This window comes from Streptomyces lusitanus (assembly GCF_042647945.1).
Taxonomy (GTDB): domain Bacteria; phylum Actinomycetota; class Actinomycetes; order Streptomycetales; family Streptomycetaceae; genus Streptomyces; species Streptomyces pseudogriseolus.
Map to the genome: position 1 here is coordinate 338,027 of NZ_JBHRWL010000015.1, position 20,262 is coordinate 358,288.

Consider the following 20,262-nt stretch of genomic DNA (forward strand, 5'->3'; position numbering starts at 1 on the left):
CAGCGATCCTGCGTGAACGCGCACGATCCGTCGCTTGTCGGCCGTGCGGCCGGGTTCCTACCGTGGAGTCACCCCCTGTCGACACCGTGTGAAGCGGAGGAACCCCTTCGTGCCCGAATCACGTGTGGCGCGCCCACGGCGTTTTCTCGTCTGCGAACCCAGATTCTTCGCCGTGCGGTACGCGATCAATCCCTGGATGCGTCCGGACCGTCCCGTCGACGTCTCACTCGCGCGGCGGCAGTGGCTGTCGCTGGTCGACGCCTACCGCCGCCACGGCCATACCGTGGAGACCGTGGAACCGCTGCCCGGTCTGCCCGACATGGTGTTCGCCGCGAACGCTGCGGTCGTCGTGGACGGCCGTGTGTTCGGCTCCCGGTTCCACGCGCCGGAGCGGCGTCCGGAGTCGGTGCCGTACGCGGCCTGGTTCAAGGCGCACGGGTTCGACGTCCAGCATCCGGAGTCGGTGTGCGAGGGCGAGGGCGACCTGGTGCCCGCCGGGCGCTGGATCCTCGCCGGGACCGGCTTCCGCACCACGCCCGAGGCGCACCGGGAGGCTCAGGAGTTCTTCGGGGTGCCGGTGATCGGCCTGACCCTGGTGGACCCGTACTTCTACCACCTGGACACGGCGCTGTTCGTGCTGGACGAGGAGAACGTCGCGTACTACCCGGAGGCGTTCTCGCCGGGCAGCCGTGAGGTGCTGGAGCGGCTGTACCCGGACGCGGTGACCGCCACCCGGGAGGACGCCCTGGCGTTCGGCCTGAACTCCGTCTCGGACGGCCGGCACGTGTTCGTCTCCCCGGGAGCGACGCACCTCGCCGACCTGCTCGCCGACCGCGGTTACGTCCCCGTCCCCGTCGACCTGTCCGAGTTCCACAAGGCCGGCGGAGGCATCAAGTGCTGCACTCAGGAGATCCGCTCATGACCTCTGCCCCCCGTACGCGTGCGTCCGCCGAGCTGATCGCGGCGGAGGAGCCGGTCCTCGCGCACAACTACCACCCGCTGCCCGTGGTCGTCGCCCGCGCGGAGGGCGCCTGGGTGGAGGACGTCGAGGGCCGCCGCTACCTGGACATGCTGGCCGGCTACTCGGCGCTGAACTTCGGCCACCGGCACCCGGCGCTGATCGAGGCGGCGCACCGCCAGCTGGACCGGCTCACGCTGACCTCGCGCGCCTTCCACAACGACCGGCTCGCGGGGTTCGCGGAGCGGCTGGCCGCGCTGACCGGCCTGGACATGGTGCTGCCGATGAACACCGGCGCCGAGGCGGTGGAGAGCGGCATCAAGGTGGCCCGCAAGTGGGCCTACGACGTGAAGGGCGTCCCCGCCGACCGGGCGACCATCGTGGTGGCGGCGGACAACTTCCACGGCCGGACCACGACGATCGTCAGCTTCTCCACGGACGGGACGGCCCGCGCCGGGTTCGGCCCCTTCACCCCGGGGTTCCGGGTGGTGCCGTACAACGACCTCGCGGCGATGGAGGCGGCCGTCGACGAGACGACGGCGGCGGTGCTGATCGAGCCGATCCAGGGCGAGGCGGGCGTGGTGATCCCGGACGACGGCTATCTGGCCGGGGTGCGGGAGCTGACCCGGCGCGCCGGGTGCCTGTTCGTCGCCGACGAGATCCAGTCGGGGCTCGGGCGCACCGGCCGCACGCTGGCCGTGGAGCACGAGTCGGTCGTGCCGGACGTGGTGCTGCTGGGCAAGGCGCTGGGCGGCGGCATCGTCCCGGTGTCGGCGGTGGTGGCCCGGCGTGAGGTGCTCCAGGTCCTCCGTCCGGGGGAACACGGGTCGACCTTCGGCGGGAACCCGCTGGCGGCGGCCGTGGGCACGGCCGTGGTGGAGCTGCTGGAGACGGGCGAGTTCCAGCGGCGCGCGGCCGAGCTGGGCGTGGTGCTGCGGGAGGGCCTTCAGGCGCTGGTCGGCAAGGGCGTCACCGCCTTCCGCAGCCGGGGCCTGTGGGCGGGCGTGGACGTCGACCCGGCCCTCGGCACCGGCCGGGAGGTCAGCGAGCGCCTGATGCGCGAGGGCATCCTGGTCAAGGACACGCACGGCTCGACCGTCCGGCTGGCCCCGCCGCTGACCGTCACCGCGGACGAGCTGCGGGAGGCGCTGCGCACGCTGGAGAAGGTGCTCAGCCGCCAGGTCTGACCGCGTGCCCGCCGCCCCCGCCGTTCCTCCCCGGCGGGGGCGGCGGCGTGTGAGGGGCCGGTCGTGGTGCACCGGTGGCCCACCTCCGGGGAGCCCCCGGCCGGTCCCCGGGGTGAAGATGGGGACTAATGGGGACATAAGGTGTCAGAACACTCTCGGCGACAGAGAGGCCGTCCGTGGGCGGACACAAGGAGCAGGGAGGAGCCCGGCAGGGGTTCGACGTGGCCGACGCCGCGCCCCTGCTGCTCGACCCGCACGGCCTGGTGACGGGCTGGACGGTGCACGCGGAGCGGCTGCTCGGCCACGGCGCGGCGGAGGCGGTGGGCCGGAAGCTCGCCGACCTGCTGGAGACCGGCGACGCCGAGCGGATGGACGACGTGCTCGCCCGGTGCCGCACCGGGAGCGACTGGTCGGGACTGATGACCGCCCGCCACCGGGACGGGCGTCCGGTGCCGGTGGCGGTGCGTGTCGCCCCGACCACGGCACCGCAGGGCCGCCCGGCGGTGCTGGTGCTCCTGTCGGAGCTGGGGGACACCGCGCAGGGGTGGGACATGAGCCGCGACGTGCTGGAGCAGATCGTCGCGGGGAATCCCATCGGTATCGCCATCGTCGACACGGACCTGCGCTACGTGTGGTCCAACGCGGCCCTGGAGCAGTTCGGCGGCGGTCCGGCCCGGAGCCGACTGGGCCTGCGGGTCGCGGAGGTCCAGCCGGGCTTGGACAGCGCGTCCGCCGAGCAGCGGATGCGGCACGTGCTGGAGACCGGCGAGCAGGTGGTCGGCTACGAGTCCGTCGGCCGGGTGCGGTCGGCGCCCCTGCGGGAGACCGCGCACATGGTGTCGTTCACCCGCCTCGAGAACGACCGGGGCGAGCCGACGGGCGTGTACTACACCGTGGTGGACGTCACCGACGGGCACCGCGCGCGGCAGCGCCTCGCCCTGCTCGACCGGGCCGGCGAGCACATCGGCCGCACCCTCGACGTGATGACCACCGCGCAGGAGCTGGCGGACGTCGCCGTCCCCGGGCTGGCCGACTTCGTCACCGTGGACCTGCTGGAGACGGTGCTGAAGGGCGCCGAGCCGGTGCCGCAGCCGCTCGCCGGATCCGAGCGGGTGCCGCTGCGCCGCGCGGGCCACCGTTCCCTGTACGAGGACCTGCCGCGGACGGTCGTGGACAGCGGCGCGGTCGTCGCCTACCTGGCGGACTCCCCGCCCGTGCGGTGCCTGGCCACGGGCCAATCCTGGCGGCAGGAGCAGCTCGACCCGCTGGCCCTGGAGTGGGCCGTGGGCGCGCCGGGCGGCCGGGAGTCCACGTTCCTGGAGCTGGGCCTGCAGAGCGTGATGATCGTCCCGATCCGGGCCCGCGGCATCACCCTGGGGCTCACCACGTTCTTCCGCCGTCGGCAGAGCTCCTTCGACGCGGACGACCTGCACCTGGCCGAGGACCTGGTCTCGCGCGCCGCCGTCTGCGTGGACAACGCCCGCCGCTACACCCGCGAGCGGGACGCCGCGCTGGTGCTCCAGCGCAGCCTGCTGCCGCGCCGGCTGCCCGACCAGGACGCCGTCGAGGTGGCCGCCTGTTACCGGCCCGCCGACGAGCTGACCGGCCTGGGCGGCGACTGGTACGACGTGATCCCGCTGTCCGGCGCCCGGGTCGCGCTGGTGGTGGGCGAGGTGCCCGGGCACGGCATCGACGCCGCCGCGGCGATGGGGCGGCTGCGCACGGCGGTGCGCACGCTGGCCGCGATCGACCTGCCGCCCGAGGAGGTGCTGGCGCACCTCGACGACCTGGCCTCCCGCTCGGCGGGTGAGGACGGCGGCGGGGACGACGGGGACGGCGGGGGTGCGCGGGGCAACTCGGTCGGCTCGGGCTGCGTGTACGTGGTGTACGACCCGGCGGACGGGCGGTGCACGATGGCCGCCGCGGGTCATCCCGCGCCGGCGGTGGTAGCGCCGGACGGCGCGGTCGGCTTCGTGGACCTGCCGCAGGGGCCGCCGCTCGGGGTGGGCGGTCCGCCGTTCGAGGCGGTGGAGCTGTCCCTGGCAGAGGGCAGCACGCTGGTCCTGCACACGGACGGACTGCTGGCGCACGGCGACGACGGCACGGACGAGGCCGGCCGGGAGCGGCTGCGGCAGGCGCTTCAGGGAACGGAGCGCGCGTTGCGGCCCAGCTGCCAGGCGGTGGTCGACGCGCTGGTCCCGGCCCGCCCGGAGGACGACGTGGCGCTGCTGATGGCGCGGACCAGGCGGCTCGCGCCGGAGCAGATCGCGGCGTGGGAACTGCCGCCGGACCCGGCGGTGGTGGCCGACGCCCGCCGGACGGCCCAGGACCAGCTGTCGCGCTGGGGCTTCGACGAGGAGCAGATGTTCACCACGGAGCTGCTGGTGAGCGAGCTGGTGACGAACGCGATCCGGCATGCCTCCGGGCGGGTGCGGCTGCGGCTGATCCGGGAGCGCACGCTGGTGTGCGAGGTGCTCGACGGCGGCGCGAGCGCCCCTCATCTGCGGCATCCGCGCGCGATGGACGAGGGCGGCCGCGGACTGCTTCTGGTGTCGCAGCTCGCCGAGCGCTGGGGCACCCGGTTCGTGCCCGACGGGAAGATCATCTGGGCGGAGCAGCCGCTGACGACACCCCGGGAGTGAGGCGGGGACCATGGCACGGACGTCGATCGACTACGAGGATGTGTACCAGGCGCTGCCGGGGATGGTGGCGCTGCTGACCCCTGACCTGGTGTTCGCCGCCGTCAACGAGGCGTACGTGCGAGGTACCGGACGTCCGCGCCAGTCGCTGATCGGCCGCTACGTGTTCGACGTGTTCCCGGAGTCGGTGAACGCGCCCGACGCGAAGAACTCGCACCATCTGCGGGCCTCGCTGCTGCGGGTGCTGGCCACCGGCGAGCGGGACGCGATGCCCCTGCAGCGCTACGACATCGAGAGCCCCGAGCACTCGGGCGACTGGCAGGAGCACTACTGGTCCCCGGTGAACTGCCCCGTCCTTGGACCGGACGGGCGGGTCCGCCTGATCGTGCACCGGGTCGAGGAGGTGACCGAGTTCGTGCGGGCCCGGAGTCTCGGCGGCGACACCGCGGGTCGGGTGCTGGAGGCCGAGCTGTACACGCGCGCCCGGGAGCTCCAGGAGCTCAACACCCGGCTGCGTGAGGCGCACGCCCGGGAGCGTGAGGTGGCCCTGGTGCTGCAGAAGGCGATGCTGCCGGCGAAACAGCAGGTGGGTTACAGCCGGACCGCGGTGCGCTACCGCCCGGCGGTGGGCGCGCTGAACGTGTGCGGGGACTGGTACGACCTGGTCGACCTGGTGGGCGGGCACCGCATCGGCGTGTCGGTGGGCGACGTGGTGGGGCACGGCCTGGAGGCGGCCGGGGTGATGGGCCAGTTGCGCAGCGCGCTGAGCGCCACGTCCCGGGTGGCGGACGGTCCCGGTCAGGCGCTGAACGTGCTGGGCCGGTACGCGAACGTGGTGGACGGCGCGGAGTCGGCGACGGTGGTGACCACGTTCATCGACTTCGACCGGCACGTCATCACCTACAGCAGCGCCGGCCATCCGCCGCCGGTGCTGCTGCACCACGACGGCCGGGTGGAGTTCCTCGACCGGGCGACGGACCCGCCGCTGGACGCCCGTCCCGAACCGAGGCCGCGGCCGGAGGCGTCGGTCGCCTTCTCGCCGGGAGCCACCCTCGTGCTCTACACGGACGGGCTGATCGAGCGGCGGCGGGAGGACATCGACGTCGGGCTGCGGCGGCTCGCGGAGTCCCTGAGCCACCACCGTGAACTGGACCCCGAGCCGCTGGCGGACACCGTGCTGCGGGAACTGCTGCCGCCGGGCGGCGCCACGGACGACACGGCGCTGGTCGTCGTGCGGCTGTGAGGGGCACCGGCCGTCAGGCGCCGGTGCGCTCCCGGTCCAGGTGTGCCGTGCGCTCCACGCTGGCCCGGTCCTCGGGGTCGTCGCTGGGGCGGGCGGCGAACCAGGCGTCGAGGATCTCCTGGAGCAGCGGGACGGAGGTGAGCCGCAGGCTCAGCGCCAGCACGTTGGCGTCGTTCCAGCGGCGGGCGCCGTCGGCGGTGTACGCGTCGGCGCACAGGGCGGCCCGTACGCCGGGCACCTTGTTGGCGGCGATCGAGGCGCCGGTCCCGGTCCAGCAGCACACCACCGCCTGGTCGGCCCTTCCGTCGGCGACGTCACGGGCGGCGGCCTCGGAGCAGGCGGCCCACTGCGGGTCGTCCCCGGGGCTCAGGGCGCCGTGGGCACGCACCTCGTGGCCGCGCTCGCGCAGTGCGTCGACCAGGGCTCGGGCGACGGGTTCGTCCATGTCGGAGGAGACGGAGATCCGCATACCGTCGAGGGTACGGGTCGGGGTGCGGGCGACGGTCGCGTGGCGTGCGGCCGGCTGTCCGGTGCGGTGGGTTCCGGTTCCCGTCGAACCTGGTGCCCGGCCCGTCACCCGGTCCTAGACTGGCAGTTCACGACGTGCCGGATGACCTGCTGGAACGCGGCGATCCCGTCGTTTCCCAGAGTCGAGGAGCGTGCTTTTGTTCTACTACCTGCTCAAATACGTGCTGTTGGGCCCGCTGCTCAGACTGGTCTTCCGGCCCCGGATCGAGGGCCTGGCGAACGTCCCGTCCTCCGGCGCCGCGATCGTGGCGGGGAACCATCTGTCGTTCTCGGACCACTTCCTGATGCCGGCCGTGCTGAAGCGGCGCATCACCTTCCTCGCCAAGGCCGAGTACTTCACCGGTCCCGGCCTCAAGGGACGGCTGACGGCGTTCTTCTTCCACAGCGCCGGCCAGATTCCCGTCGACCGCTCCGGCAAGGAGGCCGGGCAGGCGGCGATCCGTGAGGGGCTCGGGGTGCTGAGCAAGGACGAACTGCTCGGCATCTACCCGGAGGGCACGCGCTCGCACGACGGCCGCCTCTACAAGGGCAAGGTCGGTGTGGCGGTGATGGCCCTCAAGGCGGGCGTCCCGGTGGTCCCCTGCGCGATGATCGGCACGTTCGAGGCGCAGCCGCCCGGCCGGAAGATCCCCCGCATCCACCCGGTGGTGATCCGCTTCGGCGAGCCCCTGGACTTCTCGCGCTACGCGGGCATGGAGAACGAGAAGGCGGTCCTGCGCGCCGTCACGGACGAGATCATGTACGCCATCCTCTCGCTCTCCGAGCAGGAGTACGTCGACCGGTACGCGGCCGACGTGAAGGCCGCGGAGGCCGAGCGCAAGGCGGAGGAGAAGCGGCGGGCGCCGCGCATGCCGCTGCGCTGAGGCGCGGACACGGGCGAGGGGCGGCCGGTGCGTTCCGGCCGCCCCTCTTCCGTGTCGTGCGGTTACGGCTTCGGCGTGGCGTGCGGGGCGCAGGTCACGTCGGAGCGGTCCAGCTTCCCGGTGAGCAGGTAGGTGTCGACCCGGTCGTTGACGCACGGGTTGACCAGACCGGTGACGCCGTGGGAGCCGGCGTCCCGCTCGGTGACCAGACGGGAGCCCTTGAGCCGCTTGTGCAGCTCGACGGCGCCGCCGTACGGGGTGGCCGCGTCGCGTTCGGACTGGACGATCAGCACCGGCGGCAGGCCCTTGCCCGTCTTCACGTCGACGGGCGTGCGCTGGGCCGTCGGCCAAGTGGCGCAGGGCAGGTTCATCCAGGTGTTGGCCCAGGTCAGGAACGGGTGGTCGCGGTGCAGCCGGGTGGTGTCGCGGTCCCAGGTGCGCCAGTCGGTGGGCCACTTGGCGTCGGTGCACTCCACCGCGGTGTAGACGGCGTTGCCGTTCTCCGAGGCCGCGTTGCCCGCCGTGTCGGACAGGTCCGGGGCGGCGGCGTCGACCAGCGCCTGGGTGTTACCGGCGGCGGCCTCGCTGAACACCTCGGCGACCGGGGCCCACGCGGAGTCGTAGTACGGGGCGCTCTGGAAGAAGCCGATCAGCTCGGCGGGGCCGACGACACCGCCGAACGGCTCGTTCGCGGCGGCGGCGCGCAGCTTCAGCCACTGCTCCTGGACGGCGGCGCGGGTGGTGCCGAGGTGGTAGGCGGCGTCGTTGCGCGCGACCCAGTCCTGCCAGTCCTGCCAGCGGGTCTCGAAGGCCACGTCCTGGTCCAGGTTGGCCTGGTACCAGATCTTCAGGCGGGACGGGTTGACCACGCTGTCCACGACCATGCGGCGGACGTGGTCCGGGAAGAGGGTGGCGTAGACGGCGCCGAGGTACGTGCCGTAGGAGACGCCCAGGTAGTTGAGCTTCTTCTCGCCGAGCGCGGCGCGGATGACGTCGAGGTCGCGCGCGGTGTTCGGGGTGGTCATGTGGGGCAGCATCGTGCCGCTGCGCTCCAGGCAGCCCTCGGCGTACTCACGGGCGAGCTTGCGCTGTGCCCGCTTGTCGGCCTCGGTGCGCGGCACCGGGTCCGCCTTGGGCGCCTTGACGAACTCCTGCGGGTCGGCGCAGGAGATGGGCGCGGACTTCCCCACGCCGCGCGGGTCGAAGCCGACGAAGTCGTACGCCTTGGCGGTGTTGGCCCACACGGGGCTCTTCGAGGTGACCCGGGCCGGGAAGCGCAGGCCGGAGCCGCCGGGGCCGCCCGGGTTGTACAGCAGCGCGCCCTGCCGTTCGGCCCGCGTGCCGGTGCTCGCGACGCGGTCGACGGCGAGCTTGATCTGCTTGCCGTTCGGCCGGGCGTAGTCCAGCGGCACGGAGACCCAGCCGCACTGGATGGGCCCCGGCAGGTTCCAGTCGGCGGGGCAGTCCTGCCAGTCGATGCCCGCCTTGGCGGCCCGGGCGGCGGCGACGGCCACGCCCTTGGCCTCACGGTCCTTGCCGTGGCGTGTCTCCGCCGTCGCGCTCGCGGTGGGCGCCGCGACGGCGCCGGCTATGAGTGCGGCCGTGACGAGCGCGCCGGCCGAACCGAGCGCCGCCACCCGCCTCTTCGGTCTGCTGTCCCTCAAGGGGGCCTCCCCGTACATGGTTTCGATGCGTACGGGGGAGGATCCTCGCCCCCCGGAGGTCACGGGCGACAGAGGGGACGCCCCTTCTTTGCCAATCCGATAAGCGGACGTGGGGGTTACGTCATGCGGACGCGGTGCCGAAGGAGACGGGCGCCGGGGTGAAGGAGGCGGGCGCGCGGTCCAGGAGCCGGCGCAGCCGCAGGGCGTCCGGCGCCAGGGCGCTGACCAGGACGGCCGGTCCGGCCAGAGGGAGGACGGCGACGCCCTCGGCCGACGCGTCGGGCGTGACCGGCTTCTCCGCGAACTCCGGTTCGCAGACGACGAGTTGTCCGACGGCACGGTGCCCGCCCAGCACCGCGGGGCCGTCCCAGCCGCCGGGGGCGCCGGGGCCGCAGTCGAGTTCCTGGTCGAGGACGGGGCGCCCGTCGACACGCACGGTCAGCCGGGAGGTGAGCCGTCCGGGCCCCTCCCCGGTCCGCCCCAGCACCAGTTCCTCGCGGAGGACCAGCCGGGCGCCGGGCTCCAGATCGACGCGGGTGCGCACGGCCAGCTCGCTGCCCGTCACGGAGATCAACGGCTCGGGCAGCCAGTGCAGTTCGCCCCCGGCGGCGACGGTGATCCGCACGTCCTGGCGCGCCTGTCCCCCGTGCTGGCCCGGCAGGGCGAGCGTGGCGGCGGCCGACCCGACCCGCAGCCGGGCGCCCGCGCCGACGTCGGCGCGGAGCGTGAAGTGGTCCCCGCCGTGCGGGCCGCTCATCGCGCCGACGAGCGTGACATGCGCCGTCGTGCCGCTCCCCCGCGTCCGCCGCACGGCGAGCGGGGCTTGGCCCTCCAGCACGGGCAGAGCGGTGCCGCCCCGGCCGTCCGCGCGGGCGCGGATCTGCGCCTCCGCCCGGACGCCCGCGGTGTTCACGACGCCCAGGCGGCGAGCCGCCCCCGCACCCACGACGCCACCGCCGCGACCCCCGCGTCCTCGCGCAGCGACTGGAACACCACGGGCCGGTCGCCCCGTTGCGCCTTGGCGTCGACCGCCATCCGGCCGAGGTCCGAACCGACGTACGGGGCGAGGTCGGTCTTGTTCACGACCAGCAGGTCGGCGGTGGTCACGCCGGGGCCGCCCTTGCGCGGGACGTCGTCCCCGCCGGCCACGTCGATCACGAAGACCTGCGCGTCGACGAGCCCCCTGGAGAAGGTCGCGGTGAGGTTGTCCCCGCCGGACTCGACGAGGACGAGGTCCAGCGGGCCGACGGAGTCCTCCAGGTCCTCCACCGCCTCGAGGTTCGCGGAGATGTCGTCCCGGATCGCGGTGTGCGGGCAGGCGCCCGTCTCGACCGCGGTGATGCGCTCGGGGGGCAGCACCGCCTCACGGAGCAAATACTCGGCGTCCTCACGGGTGTAGATGTCGTTGGTCACGACGGCCAGGGACACCTCGTCGCGCAGCGCCCGGCAGAGCGCGGCGACGGTCGCGGTCTTCCCGGACCCGACGGGCCCGCCGAGCCCGATCCGCAGGGCACGGCGCGTTCCGTCCGGCCGCCGGGCATCGGCGCCCATGACGGCGGGCCCGGGGTGGGGGTCGATGTGGTCACGATGCATGGGGCACCTCCGGGGGCGCGGGGCGGTCGAAAGGGGGCGGGAGTTGTCGGACGGGGACGGGGCCACCGGGCGGGCGGTCGCCGGGGCGGGCGACTCCCTCAGGGGCGCGGGGAACAGCGCGAACGGCCCTCGCGGCCCCGCACCCGGCGGCGGACCGAGCCCGCGGGCCCGGCGGGCCGACGGGCGCCGGTGATGCCGGCGGAGCGGGAGCCGGGCCGGGACCCAGGTGGCGGTCACGACGCGAACAGGCGTCCCGCGCGGGCCGCATGCGCCTCGGCGTGGAGCTCCAGCAGGGGCGCCGACGCCGCGGGGAGCGTGTCGGTGCCTTCGGTCGTGGCCCGGTGGGCCGCGCGTACGGCCGCTTTCGCCACGCGGTCGGCCTCCCGGGCCAGGCGGGCGAGGACCGCCGTCGCGTCGAACGGGTCGAGGCTCAGCAGCCGTACCGTCGCGGTCGCGGGACCGCCCACGCTCTCGTACAGCGCGCAGTGCGCCGCGTCCTCCGGGCCGAGGCCCGCCGCCCGGGCGGCCACCCCCAGCACCACCGGCTGGTGCGCGCCCTTCGGGAACCGCCGTGCCAGGGCGTCGAGTTCGGCGTCGGGCCAGGTGGCGCGGGCGGCGCGCAGCAGCTGGCGGCCCAGCTTGCGCGCCGCCGCGCGCAGTGCGGGTGAGGGCGTGCGGGCGTCGGCCGCCGCGTCCAGGGCGGCCGGGTCCACGCCCAGCGCGGCGGAGGCGGCCAGCGCGGCCGACACCAGCCCCGTGGTGTGCAGCCGCCCCCGGCAGAAGTCCTCCAGGGTCTCCGTCCCGGTGATCCGCCCGGCGTGGACGGCGGCCTCCGCCCCGCCGGAGTGGGCGTGCCCGCCGGCGGGGAAGCGGCCGTCGGCCAGGACGAGCAGCGCCGCCCTGGACATCAGAAGAGGAAGTAGCGCTGGGCGAGGGGGAGTTCCGCGGCCGGTGTCGCCTCGACCAGTTCCCCGTCGATGCGTACGGCGAAGCTGTCGGGGTCGATCCGTACGTCCGGCAGGGCGTCGTTCTCCCGCATGTCCGCCTTGGTCACCGCGCGCGTCGAGTCGATGACCGCCCACCGTTTGCCGAGGCTCAGCCGGTCGGGCAGGCCCGCGTCGAGGGCCGCCTGCGCGACGAAGTTGACCGAGTTGGCCGCCGGCGCCCGCCCGGTCGCGCCGAACATGGGCCGGGGCAGCACCGGCTGCGGGGTCGGGATGGACGCGTTGGCGTCCCCCATCTGCGCGTAGGCGATCTGCCCGCCCTTGAGGACGAGGAAGGGCTTCACGCCGAAGAACTTCGGCTCCCACAGCACGAGATCGGCCAGCTTGCCGCTCTCCACGGAGCCGATCTCGCCCGCCACGCCCTGCGCCACCGCCGGGTTGACGGTGTACTTGGCGACATAGCGACGCACCCGGTGGTTGTCGGCCCGTCCGTCGCCGGGCAGCGGGCCGCGCCTGCGCTTCATCACGTGGGCCGTCTGCCAGGTCCGCATGATCACCTCGCCGGCCCGGCCCATCGCCTGGGAGTCGGAGGAGATGACCGAGATGGCCCCGAGGTCGTGCAGCACGTCCTCCGCGCCGATGGTGGACGGCCGGATCCGCGACTCCGCGAACGCGAGGTCCTCGGGCACGGCGGGATTGAGGTGGTGGCACACCATCAGCATGTCGAGGTGCTCCTCGACGGTGTTGACGGTGAACGGCCGGGTCGGGTTGGTGGAGCTGGGCAGGACGTGCGGCTGGGAGACGACCGTCATGATGTCCGGCGCGTGCCCGCCGCCCGCGCCCTCGGTGTGGTAGGCGTGGATGCCGCGCCCGGCGATCGCGGCGAGCGTGTCGCTCACGAACCCGGCCTCGTTGAGGGTGTCGGTGTGGATGGCGACCTGGACGCCGGTGCGGTCGGCCGCGGTCAGCGCGGCGTCGACGACGGCCGGGGTCGATCCCCAGTCCTCGTGCAGCTTCAGCCCGACCGCGCCGCCCCGGATCTGCGACAACAGGGCGTCCTGCGACACCGTGTTGCCCTTGCCGAGCAGCCCGATGTTCAGCGGGTACGCCTCCATCGCCTCCAGCATCCGCGCCAGGTGCCAGGGGCCGGGCGTGACGGTGGTCGCCTTGGAGCCCTCGGCGGGTCCGGTGCCGCCGCCGACCAGCGTGGTGACGCCGGAGGCCAGCGCCTCGTCGGCGATCTGCGGGCAGACGAAGTGCACGTGCGCGTCGATCGCCCCGGCGGTCAGGATCCGCCCGTTGCCCGCGACGACCTCGGTCTCGGGGCCGATCACCAGCTCCGGGTGGACGCCGTCCATGGTGTCGGGGTTGCCGGCCTTCCCGATGCCGGTGATCCGGCCGTCGCGGATGCCGACGTCGGCCTTGACCACGCCCCAGTGGTCGACGACGACCGCGCCGGTGATCACCGTGTCGGGGGCGCCGTCGGCGCGGGTGACGGTGGCCTGGCCCATCGACTCGCGGATGACCTTGCCGCCGCCGAACACCGCCTCGTCACCGGCGCGTCCGGGGCCGCCGCAGCGGTCCTCCTCGATCTCGACGAGCAGATCGGTGTCGGCGAGCCGGATCCGGTCGCCGGTGGTCGGTCCGTACAGGTCGGCGTACGCCTCGCGGGAGATCTCAGGCATCGAGCGCGCCTTTCGTCTCCCCGCGCAGTCCGGGCACGATCCGCGCCCCGGCCAGCGGCACCAGGCCCACCTCGACGGGGATGCCGGGCTCGAACCGCACGGCGGTGCCGGCGGGGACGTCGAGGCGCTTGCCGCGGGCCGCGGCCCGGTCGAACTCCAGGCCCGGGTTGGCCTCGGCGAAGTGGTAGTGCGAGCCGACCTGGACGGGCCGGTCGGCCGCGTTGAGGACGGTCAGCCGGGTGGTTTCGCGGCCCTCGTTGTAGACGATCGGAGTCTCGGCGAACAGGATCTCTCCGGGTGTCACGGCGCTCCTCCCGTCAGACGATGGGGTCGTGGACGGTGACGAGCTTGGTGCCGTCCGGGAAGGTGGCCTCCACCTGGACGTCGGGGATCATCGCGGGGACCCCGTCCATGACGTCGTCCCTGGTCAGCACCTTCCGTCCGGACGCCATCAGTTCGGCGACGGTGCGGCCGTCGCGGGCGCCCTCGAGGATGTGCGAGGTGATGAGCGCGACGGCCTCGGGGTGGTTGAGCCTCAGACCGCGTTCCCGGCGCTTGGCGGCCACGTCGGCCGCCACATGGATCAGCAGCCTCTCCTGCTCGTGCGGGGTCAGTTGCACGGCATCCACCTCACCGTCCTCGCTCCGGGCCGTGCGGGGCCCGGTGGCCGCGGCCCCGGGAGGGATCCCCGGTGGCGTGGACCCGGAGGCTAGCCGGGCGGCGTTTCGAGGACGTTAACCGTGCGGCGGCCCGCTCAGGCGCCGTCGGCCGCGCGGCGTGTCGCCATCAGGGCCCGCGTGCCGTCGGCGAGCGCCTGCGGCGGGATGTCGCCGAACAGGGCCATCTGGGCGGCGAATCCCTGCACGAGCGCGATCATCGCGCGGGCCATCGCGTCCACGTCGGCGTCCTCGGGCAGCAGTCCGGCGTCCTGGTAGCTCCGCGCCATGCCGCCCCACGCCTCGCGGATCATGGCGTACCCCTCGGCCAGCACGGCCGTCAGCGCCGGGCTGCGGGTGCTCTCGGTCCACACCTGGATCATCAGCCGCGGGAACAGCCACTCCCCCGTCTCCAGGGTCGCCGGCCGCAGTTCCCGCATCTGCGCCAGGGCGCGCGGGACCAGCACGTCGGGGGTGGGCGGCGGGTTCTCCCGGGCGGACTTCTCCAGGGTGTCGCGCACCGTCTCGAGCACCTCGGCGGCGATGGCCGCGATCAGCTCCTCCTTGCCGCTGAAGTAGCGGTAGACGGCGCCGGCGGAGAGGTCCGCCGCCTTGAGCACGTCCTGCATCGACGTGGCGTGGAAACCGTTGCGCGCGAAGCAGACCGCGGCGCCGTCAAGGATCTGCCGACGGCGGGCGTCGAGGTGTTCCTGGGATACGCGAGCCATGTCGCCAACCTAAAACGAACATTCCTTCTTGACAAGGGAGCGGGATGGCGGGACGGTGTGGGCGAGGCCAAAACGAACGATCCTTCTTTTTAGAGGAGCCCCTCATGCCCCCCACGTCCCTGCCGACGCACCGTCGGGTCGCGGCCGTCCTGGTGCTGATCCCGGTCATGGTGGCGCTGGCCCTGTGGGCCTTCGCCTGGCCCGCGGCGCGCACGGCGCCGCGCGACCTGCCGCTCGGCGTGGCGGGACCGCCCGCCGCCACGGCGCCGGTCGCGCAGCAGCTGGAGCGGCGCGAGGGCGCGTTCGACCTCCACCGGTACGCCGACGAGGCCGAGGCGCGGGACGCGATCGAGGACCGTGAGGTGTACGGGGCCGTGGTGGTCACCCCGCAGGGTCCGAAACTGCTGACCGCGTCCGCGGCGAGCCCGGCGGTGGCGCAGCTGCTCCAGCAGGCGGTCACGCAGCAGGCGGAGGCCTCCGGTCAGGAGTTCACCGCCGAGGACGTGGTGCCGGCCCCGGCGAGCGATCCGCGCGGTGCGGTGCTGAACACGAGCGTGCTGCCGCTGGCGCTGGCCGGGATCGGCGCGGGTGTCGCGGTGACGTTGCTCGGACTGCGGGGCCTCACCGCGGCGCTGGCCCTGGCCGGCTCGGCGACGCTGGTCGGCGTGGTCGCCGCCGCCCTCGCGCACAGCTGGCTGGACGCCCTGCCGGGCGACCCGTGGACGGTCGCGGGCACGTTCGCCCTGGCCACACTGGCCGTGAGTGGGGCGGTCGCCGGCCTCGCGGCCCTGTTCGGGCGGCCCGGCCTGGGGCTCGGCGCGCTGCTGATGATGCTGATCGGCAACCCGTTCTCGGGCGCCGCGTCCGCCCCCGAGATGCTGCCCGAGCCGGCCGGGGCGATCGGCCAGTGGCTGCCGCCGGGCGCGGGGGTGTCGCTGCTGCGCTCGGTCTCCTACTTCGACGGAGCGGCGGCGACCGGCCCCGCGCTCACCCTGACGTGGTGGGCGGTCCTGGGCCTGGGCGCGGTGCTGGTGGGCCACGCGGTGCGCGGGCGCAAGGCGCCGGCGCCGACGACGCCCGAGCGCGAGCCGGCGATGGCCGGCTGACCCGGCCCCACACGGAACGACCGCGCACCCCCGCCGTAGCGGACGGGGGTGCGCGGTTCCGTGCTGCCGAGGGGCGTGACCGGGCGGCGGGGCCGCGCGACCGACGCGGCCGGCGTCACGAGGGCGCCGGGCCCCGGTGTTCCGCCGCGATGCCGAACCGGCGGTGTTCGCGAGGGGCGGACGCCACCTCACGCACCCCCGCCACCGTGCTGATCACCGGCTCCTCCGCCGGTTCCGGCACGTCCTTCATCTCGTCGAGTCGTCGCAGGTCATCGGCGGAAACGAGGGCGACGAGCGGCTTCCCGTGCCGGGTCACGACGACCCGCTCACCGCCGTACACCACGCGGTTGATCAGGTCGGCGAGCTCGGCCCTGGCCTGGGTCACCGGAATCTCGTAAGCCATACGGCCATCATAACGGCACGTACGTCCTGTACATTTTTTACAGACAACGAGACAGGAGGGCATCATGACGCGACCGCCCGCCCGCCACGTCCTGCCCGAGTTCACCCAACACATGGCAGCCGGGCACCGGACGTCCGATCCGTACGCGCGGCTGCTCGAGGAGCGGATCGTCGTCCTGGGCACGCCGCTCGACGAGACCGCGGCCAACGACGTGACGGCCCAGCTCATGCACCTGGAGCACCACGCCCCGGACCGCGACGTCTCGCTGTACGTCAACTCCCCCGGCGGCCCCTTCCACGCCCTGTCCGCGCTGCACGACACGCTCACGTACATCTCCTGCGACGTGGAGACGGTCTGCCTGGGCCGCGCGGAGGGGACGGCCGCGCTGCTGCTGGCCGCCGGCACCCCTGGCAAGCGGTACGTCCTGCCGGGCTCCCGGCTGGTGCTCCGTCAGCCCGCTCTGCCCGAGCCGGTGGAGGGCAGCGCGAGCGACCTGGCCATCCAGGCCGACGAGCTGGCCCGGATCAGGGCCCGTACGGAGGAGATGCTGGCCCGGCACACCGGCAGGACCGTGGACCGGGTGCGTGCGGACCTGGAGCGGGAGCTGGTCCTCGACGCGCGGGCCGCCGTGGAGTACGGCCTCGCCGACCGGATCGTGCCGCACCACCGGGACGCCCGCACCGCGACCGGCGCGAGGTGAGCCGCGCATGCTGCCGGAACTGCCGCCGCTGCCCGCGCTGACCCGGGCCGAGGCCGAGCTGATCGACCGCTACCTGGAGGCCGTGGACCTGCTCGGCCGGGTCAACCCTGCCCAGGGCGGCGACACCTACCGGAGCCTGCGCGCGGCCCAGGCACTGGTCGCCAAGGCGGTCGCGCTGCGCGACGCGCTGGCCCTGATGCACCGTCGCGGCGAGACCGAGCTGCACGCCGAGACCCTGGCGCGCGCCCTGCGGGTGCTGGACGGCGAGCGGCGTACGGCCAGGGTCACGCTGCCGCCGAGGACGGGACGTTGAGCCGAGCGGGCCCGCAGCGGCGGGCCCGCTCGACGACACACCCTGCGACGAGTTGAAACGGACCGAACGGCTTACCCCCGTCCGGCGTAGACGAACCTCCTTTTTTGGAGCCGTCGCACTTGCGCACCCCGCCCCGCCGAGGGGCGGACGTGACCATTCCACCCCTGGTCCTGGCCTCCCAGGCCCTCTTGACGGCGACTCGAACGGACGACTGTCCACCCGAACGGGTGAGTGGTGAGTAACAACACAAACCCCCCGTTCCGTTGGGAAATCGATCGCGCCATGGGTCAAGATCCCTGACTGACGACAAGACCCCGCCGCCGCGGCGGGGCGATCCGGGCGGACGCCGAGTCCTGCCGCCGCCCGGATGACCGGTCGACAGGAGTGGATCGGCAGGAGTGGAGGACCCAAGCACGACGGGTCGCCGGCACGTACGCGATGTGCGTTCCGAGCAGCCCTTGGGGTGAAGCCGCGTCAGCGGCCGGGCTACTTCGCCAGCCCGAATCCGACAGGTCATCCTTCACAGGCGGCTGACGAAGGGTTGCGCATGAGTGCGCTCAATCGTGTCCCGTCTCTCATGGCCCGGGCCGGCACGGCCTCGGCCCTCACCCTCGCCGCCGTGGGCGGCTCGATCGTGGTACCGGGAGCGGCCGGGGAGGCCGCCGCGGCGACCGTGGGCACCAAGGCCCTGAAGGTCGCGGCGTCCAAGAAGGGATCGCCGTACCAGTGGGGGGCGACCGGACCGAACCGGTTCGACTGCTCGGGTCTGACGCTGTACTCGTTCAAGAAGGCGGGGAAGAAGCTCCCCCGTACGGCCGCGCAGCAGTACAACAAGACACGCCACATCTCCAAGAGCAGCCGTAAGGCCGGGGACCTGGTGTTCTTCCACTCGGGCAGCTACGTGTACCACGTCGGGATCTACGCGGGTCAGAACAGGATCTGGCATGCCCCGAAGACCGGGGACGTGGTGCGGCTCCAGAAGATCTGGACCAAGAGCGTCTGGTACGGCCGCGTGAAGTGACGGGCGGTGGCGGCGGCGCCCGCGGGAGCGCCGCCGCCGGGCCGCTTCCGGCCGTGCGGGCCCAGCGCCCGCACGGCCTCCCGCAGGGGCCCGGCGGCCGTGTCCTCAGGACGAGGCGCCCCGGGCCCTCACGAGCCTCCGGAGCCGCGCGCCCATGTATGAGGTGGTGTCACGGCTCCTGCCGCGCCGCCGCGATGACCGTCTCCGCCGGCCGGCCGGTCGCGGCGCCGGGCCACGGCAGCTCGACGGCGACCGTCTTGCCGCCCTCACGCGTGGGGCGGATTCTCAGCCGGCCGCCGCACTCCGCGGTCAGCCAGCGGATGATGACCAGGCCGCGCCCGTTGTCCTGCTGGACCGCCGCGGGCAGCCGCTTGGGAAAACGGGGGTGACTGTCCGTCACCCCGATGTGCACCCGCTCGTCGCGGACCAGGACGACGTCCACCGTGAACGTGGGCGACTGGCCGAAGGTGTGCTGCACCGCGTTGGTCGCCAGCTCGGAGACGATCAGGCGCACGGTGTCGCAGAGCTCGGCGTCCGGTGGCAGCCCCCATTCCGCCAGCGCACCGGCCACATGGGCCCGCGCGGCGGAGACCGAGGCGGGATCGCTCGGCAGAGTGACGGATGCTTCCAGATGGTCTGCCATGGCGACGTCGTCCCTTTCCCACGGGACCGCAGTCCGACACGGAGCGGTTGCTTCGAGTACGGTCCCGCACTGGTGCTTCGCCGCCAGAGTGCCATCACCGCAGGGTGCCGCGCGGCGATCCACCAAGATATGCATATATCTGTCGCTCAAAGCGGTGAACTGTGCGACGGGAGACCGTATCCGGGCGGCCCGGACGGAGTAAGGAGAGGCCCATGCAGCACGGTCCCGCGGTGCGCCGCAGGAAACTGGGCGCCGAACTGCGCGCGCTGCGCACGGCGGCCGGACTCACGAGCGGCGACGCGGCCCGGCTGGCGGGCTGGCACCAGTCGAAGGTGAGCCGGATCGAGACGGGCACGAGCGGGGCGAAACCGGCCGACGTACGGTTACTCCTCGACGTCTACGGTGTGCACGATCCGCAGTTGCGGGAGTTGCTGCTGGTGCTGTCGGGCACCGGCGACGGCGACGGTCGGCACCACTGGTGGCACGCGTACCGCGGGGTGCTGCCGCCGACCTACCGGGACTTCATCAGCCTGGAGTCCCAGGCGAGCGCGATGCGCACCCTGGAGACCACCGTGGTCCCGGGACTGCTCCAGACGCCCGAGTACGCGCGGGCGGTGACGGAGGCGGCCACGGAGGGCGCGTCGGAGGAGCGGCTCGACGCCCTCGTGGAGGTGCGGCTGGCACGGCAGGACGTGCTGCGCGCCGAGCCGCCGCTGGAGCTGTGGGCGGTCCTGGACGAGGCCGTGCTGCGCCGGGAGGTGGGCGGTCCCGAGGTGATGGCGCGTCAGCTGGGGCGGCTGGCCGAGGCATCCCGGCTGCCCCAAGTCCGGTTGCAGGTGCTGCCGTTCAGCGCGGGGGCGCACATCGGTGTTACGGGTCCTTTCGTCATCTTTTCATTTCCGCGCACTTCTGACCTGGATGTGGTGGTTCTCGACCACCTGACGACTAGTCACTACCTGGAACGGAAAGAAGACCTCCGGGCGTACTCGGAGGCCTTCGAGGCCCTGGCGAGCCACGCCCTTTCACCCGAGGAATCGTCGGAATTCATCGCCGGCGCAGCGGCCGGCGTATAAGGAGGCACGATGCCCGCACCGCCTCGGACCATCCCTTCCAGCCTCGTCCTCAGCGATGTGCGGTGGCTGCGCAGCAGCTACAGCACGGGGGCGAACAACTGCGTGGAGACGGCCCGGCCGGCCGCCGGCCCGTCGGCCGGACTGCTCGCCGTGCGCGACAGCAAGGCCCCCGACGGGCCCGCACTGCTCTTCTCCCCCGACGCCTGGGCGCGCTTCGTGACGACGGTCCGCTGACCCGGCCCCGTCCTTGCCCCTGATCCGGACCGTCCGGCCTGTGCGGCCGGTCCGACCGAGCACCGGTACCTCGCGCGACGC

General features: G+C 73.6%; 22 protein-coding genes and 1 riboswitch. Of the genes, 11 read left to right on the forward strand and 11 right to left on the reverse strand.

The annotated features are described in order from the left end of the window. Positions 1-109 precede the first annotated feature (109 nt). The 4 genes from ddaH (at position 110) to ACFOSY_RS22390 (ending at position 6,027) form a co-directional block, all read left to right on the forward strand. Entirely contained in the window at positions 110-922 is an 813-nt protein-coding gene (gene ddaH, locus ACFOSY_RS22375; protein ID WP_394309640.1) for a dimethylargininase, read from the forward strand. Continuing rightward, entirely contained in the window at positions 919-2,145 is a 1,227-nt protein-coding gene (gene rocD, locus ACFOSY_RS22380) for an ornithine--oxo-acid transaminase (protein WP_394309642.1), read from the forward strand. The genes ddaH and rocD overlap by 4 nt, the downstream gene beginning before the upstream one ends. Positions 2,146-2,321: 176 nt before the next feature. Then, a complete protein-coding gene (locus tag ACFOSY_RS22385) occupies positions 2,322-4,787 on the forward strand; it encodes a SpoIIE family protein phosphatase (protein ID WP_394309644.1) in 2,466 nt (821 codons plus the stop codon). Positions 4,788-4,797: 10 nt separating this feature from the next. Beyond that, positions 4,798-6,027 (forward strand): PP2C family protein-serine/threonine phosphatase, encoded by a 1,230-nt coding sequence (locus ACFOSY_RS22390; RefSeq protein ID WP_394309645.1) that lies wholly within the window; start codon positions 4,798-4,800, stop codon positions 6,025-6,027. A 13-nt stretch (positions 6,028-6,040) separates the two neighbouring features. Here the strand turns inward: ACFOSY_RS22390 and ACFOSY_RS22395 are convergent, their stop codons facing one another. Beyond that, complete coding sequence (locus tag ACFOSY_RS22395; RefSeq protein ID WP_394309647.1) at positions 6,041-6,496, reverse strand: RpiB/LacA/LacB family sugar-phosphate isomerase; 456 nt, start codon at positions 6,494-6,496, stop codon at positions 6,041-6,043. Between the two features lie 196 nt (positions 6,497-6,692). On the opposite strand from ACFOSY_RS22395, the gene ACFOSY_RS22400 reads away from it, so the two are divergent. Continuing rightward, positions 6,693-7,418 (forward strand): lysophospholipid acyltransferase family protein, encoded by a 726-nt coding sequence (locus ACFOSY_RS22400; protein ID WP_394309888.1) that lies wholly within the window; start codon positions 6,693-6,695, stop codon positions 7,416-7,418. A 62-nt stretch (positions 7,419-7,480) separates the two neighbouring features. Here ACFOSY_RS22400 and ACFOSY_RS22405 read toward each other — a convergent pair whose 3' ends face one another. The 8 genes from ACFOSY_RS22405 to ACFOSY_RS22440 all read right to left on the reverse strand — a co-directional run bounded on the left by ACFOSY_RS22405 (position 7,481) and on the right by ACFOSY_RS22440 (position 14,688). Next, on the reverse strand, positions 7,481-9,100 hold the full coding sequence (locus tag ACFOSY_RS22405) for an alpha/beta hydrolase (protein ID WP_394309649.1): 1,620 nt from the start codon (positions 9,098-9,100) through the stop codon (positions 7,481-7,483). A gap of 103 nt (positions 9,101-9,203) precedes the next feature. Then, positions 9,204-10,004, reverse strand: coding sequence for an urease accessory protein UreD (locus ACFOSY_RS22410; protein ID WP_394309890.1), 801 nt, complete (start codon positions 10,002-10,004; stop codon positions 9,204-9,206). Then, positions 9,992-10,675: an urease accessory protein UreG gene (ureG, locus tag ACFOSY_RS22415; protein WP_394309651.1), complete on the reverse strand. Its 684-nt coding sequence runs from the start codon at positions 10,673-10,675 to the stop codon at positions 9,992-9,994. Before ureG ends, ACFOSY_RS22410 begins: the two co-directional genes overlap by 13 nt. Positions 10,676-10,908: 233 nt before the next feature. Further along, complete coding sequence (locus ACFOSY_RS22420; RefSeq protein WP_394309653.1) at positions 10,909-11,583, reverse strand: urease accessory protein UreF; 675 nt, start codon at positions 11,581-11,583, stop codon at positions 10,909-10,911. Continuing rightward, complete coding sequence (locus tag ACFOSY_RS22425) at positions 11,583-13,304, reverse strand: urease subunit alpha (protein WP_394309656.1); 1,722 nt, start codon at positions 13,302-13,304, stop codon at positions 11,583-11,585. The genes ACFOSY_RS22420 and ACFOSY_RS22425 overlap by 1 nt, the downstream gene beginning before the upstream one ends. Then, positions 13,297-13,608 (reverse strand): urease subunit beta, encoded by a 312-nt coding sequence (locus ACFOSY_RS22430; protein WP_394309658.1) that lies wholly within the window; start codon positions 13,606-13,608, stop codon positions 13,297-13,299. Before ACFOSY_RS22430 ends, ACFOSY_RS22425 begins: the two co-directional genes overlap by 8 nt. A 13-nt stretch (positions 13,609-13,621) precedes the next feature. Next, on the reverse strand, positions 13,622-13,924 hold the full coding sequence (locus ACFOSY_RS22435) for an urease subunit gamma (RefSeq protein ID WP_394309892.1): 303 nt from the start codon (positions 13,922-13,924) through the stop codon (positions 13,622-13,624). A 134-nt stretch (positions 13,925-14,058) separates the two neighbouring features. Further along, the gene (locus ACFOSY_RS22440; RefSeq protein ID WP_394309660.1) at positions 14,059-14,688 is read right to left on the reverse strand and encodes a TetR/AcrR family transcriptional regulator; all 630 of its coding nucleotides are present in this window, start codon (positions 14,686-14,688) and stop codon (positions 14,059-14,061) included. Between the two features lie 104 nt (positions 14,689-14,792). On the opposite strand from ACFOSY_RS22440, the gene ACFOSY_RS22445 reads away from it, so the two are divergent. Next, on the forward strand, positions 14,793-15,794 hold the full coding sequence (locus ACFOSY_RS22445) for an ABC transporter permease (RefSeq protein ID WP_394309662.1): 1,002 nt from the start codon (positions 14,793-14,795) through the stop codon (positions 15,792-15,794). A 115-nt stretch (positions 15,795-15,909) separates the two neighbouring features. Here the strand turns inward: ACFOSY_RS22445 and ACFOSY_RS22450 are convergent, their stop codons facing one another. After that, positions 15,910-16,197: a type II toxin-antitoxin system Phd/YefM family antitoxin gene (locus tag ACFOSY_RS22450; RefSeq protein ID WP_394309664.1), complete on the reverse strand. Its 288-nt coding sequence runs from the start codon at positions 16,195-16,197 to the stop codon at positions 15,910-15,912. Between the two features lie 64 nt (positions 16,198-16,261). Here ACFOSY_RS22450 and ACFOSY_RS22455 point away from each other — a divergent pair, with 64 nt between their 5' ends. The 3 genes from ACFOSY_RS22455 to ACFOSY_RS22465 all read left to right on the forward strand — a co-directional run bounded on the left by ACFOSY_RS22455 (position 16,262) and on the right by ACFOSY_RS22465 (position 18,231). Further along, entirely contained in the window at positions 16,262-16,897 is a 636-nt protein-coding gene (locus tag ACFOSY_RS22455) for an ATP-dependent Clp protease proteolytic subunit (RefSeq protein WP_394309666.1), read from the forward strand. Positions 16,898-16,904: 7 nt separating this feature from the next. Beyond that, a complete protein-coding gene (locus ACFOSY_RS22460; RefSeq protein ID WP_394309667.1) occupies positions 16,905-17,210 on the forward strand; it encodes a hypothetical protein in 306 nt (101 codons plus the stop codon). Positions 17,211-17,557: 347 nt separating this feature from the next. Further along, a riboswitch (cyclic di-AMP (ydaO/yuaA leader) is annotated at positions 17,558-17,754 on the forward strand. 3 nt (positions 17,755-17,757) lie between these two features. Further along, positions 17,758-18,231, forward strand: a complete 474-nt coding sequence (locus tag ACFOSY_RS22465) for a C40 family peptidase (protein ID WP_394309668.1) — start codon at positions 17,758-17,760, stop codon at positions 18,229-18,231. Positions 18,232-18,400: 169 nt separating this feature from the next. Here the strand turns inward: ACFOSY_RS22465 and ACFOSY_RS22470 are convergent, their stop codons facing one another. Further along, positions 18,401-18,874 carry an ATP-binding protein gene (locus tag ACFOSY_RS22470; protein WP_394309669.1) on the reverse strand — a complete coding sequence of 158 codons (474 nt, stop codon included), beginning with the start codon at positions 18,872-18,874 and terminating at the stop codon, positions 18,401-18,403. Between the two features lie 212 nt (positions 18,875-19,086). Between ACFOSY_RS22470 and ACFOSY_RS22475 the strand changes: the two genes are divergently transcribed. Both ACFOSY_RS22475 and ACFOSY_RS22480 read left to right on the forward strand, forming a co-directional pair. After that, complete coding sequence (locus tag ACFOSY_RS22475) at positions 19,087-19,947, forward strand: helix-turn-helix domain-containing protein (protein WP_394309670.1); 861 nt, start codon at positions 19,087-19,089, stop codon at positions 19,945-19,947. 9 nt (positions 19,948-19,956) lie between these two features. Further along, complete coding sequence (locus tag ACFOSY_RS22480; RefSeq protein ID WP_394309671.1) at positions 19,957-20,181, forward strand: DUF397 domain-containing protein; 225 nt, start codon at positions 19,957-19,959, stop codon at positions 20,179-20,181. Positions 20,182-20,262: the final 81 nt, after the last annotated feature.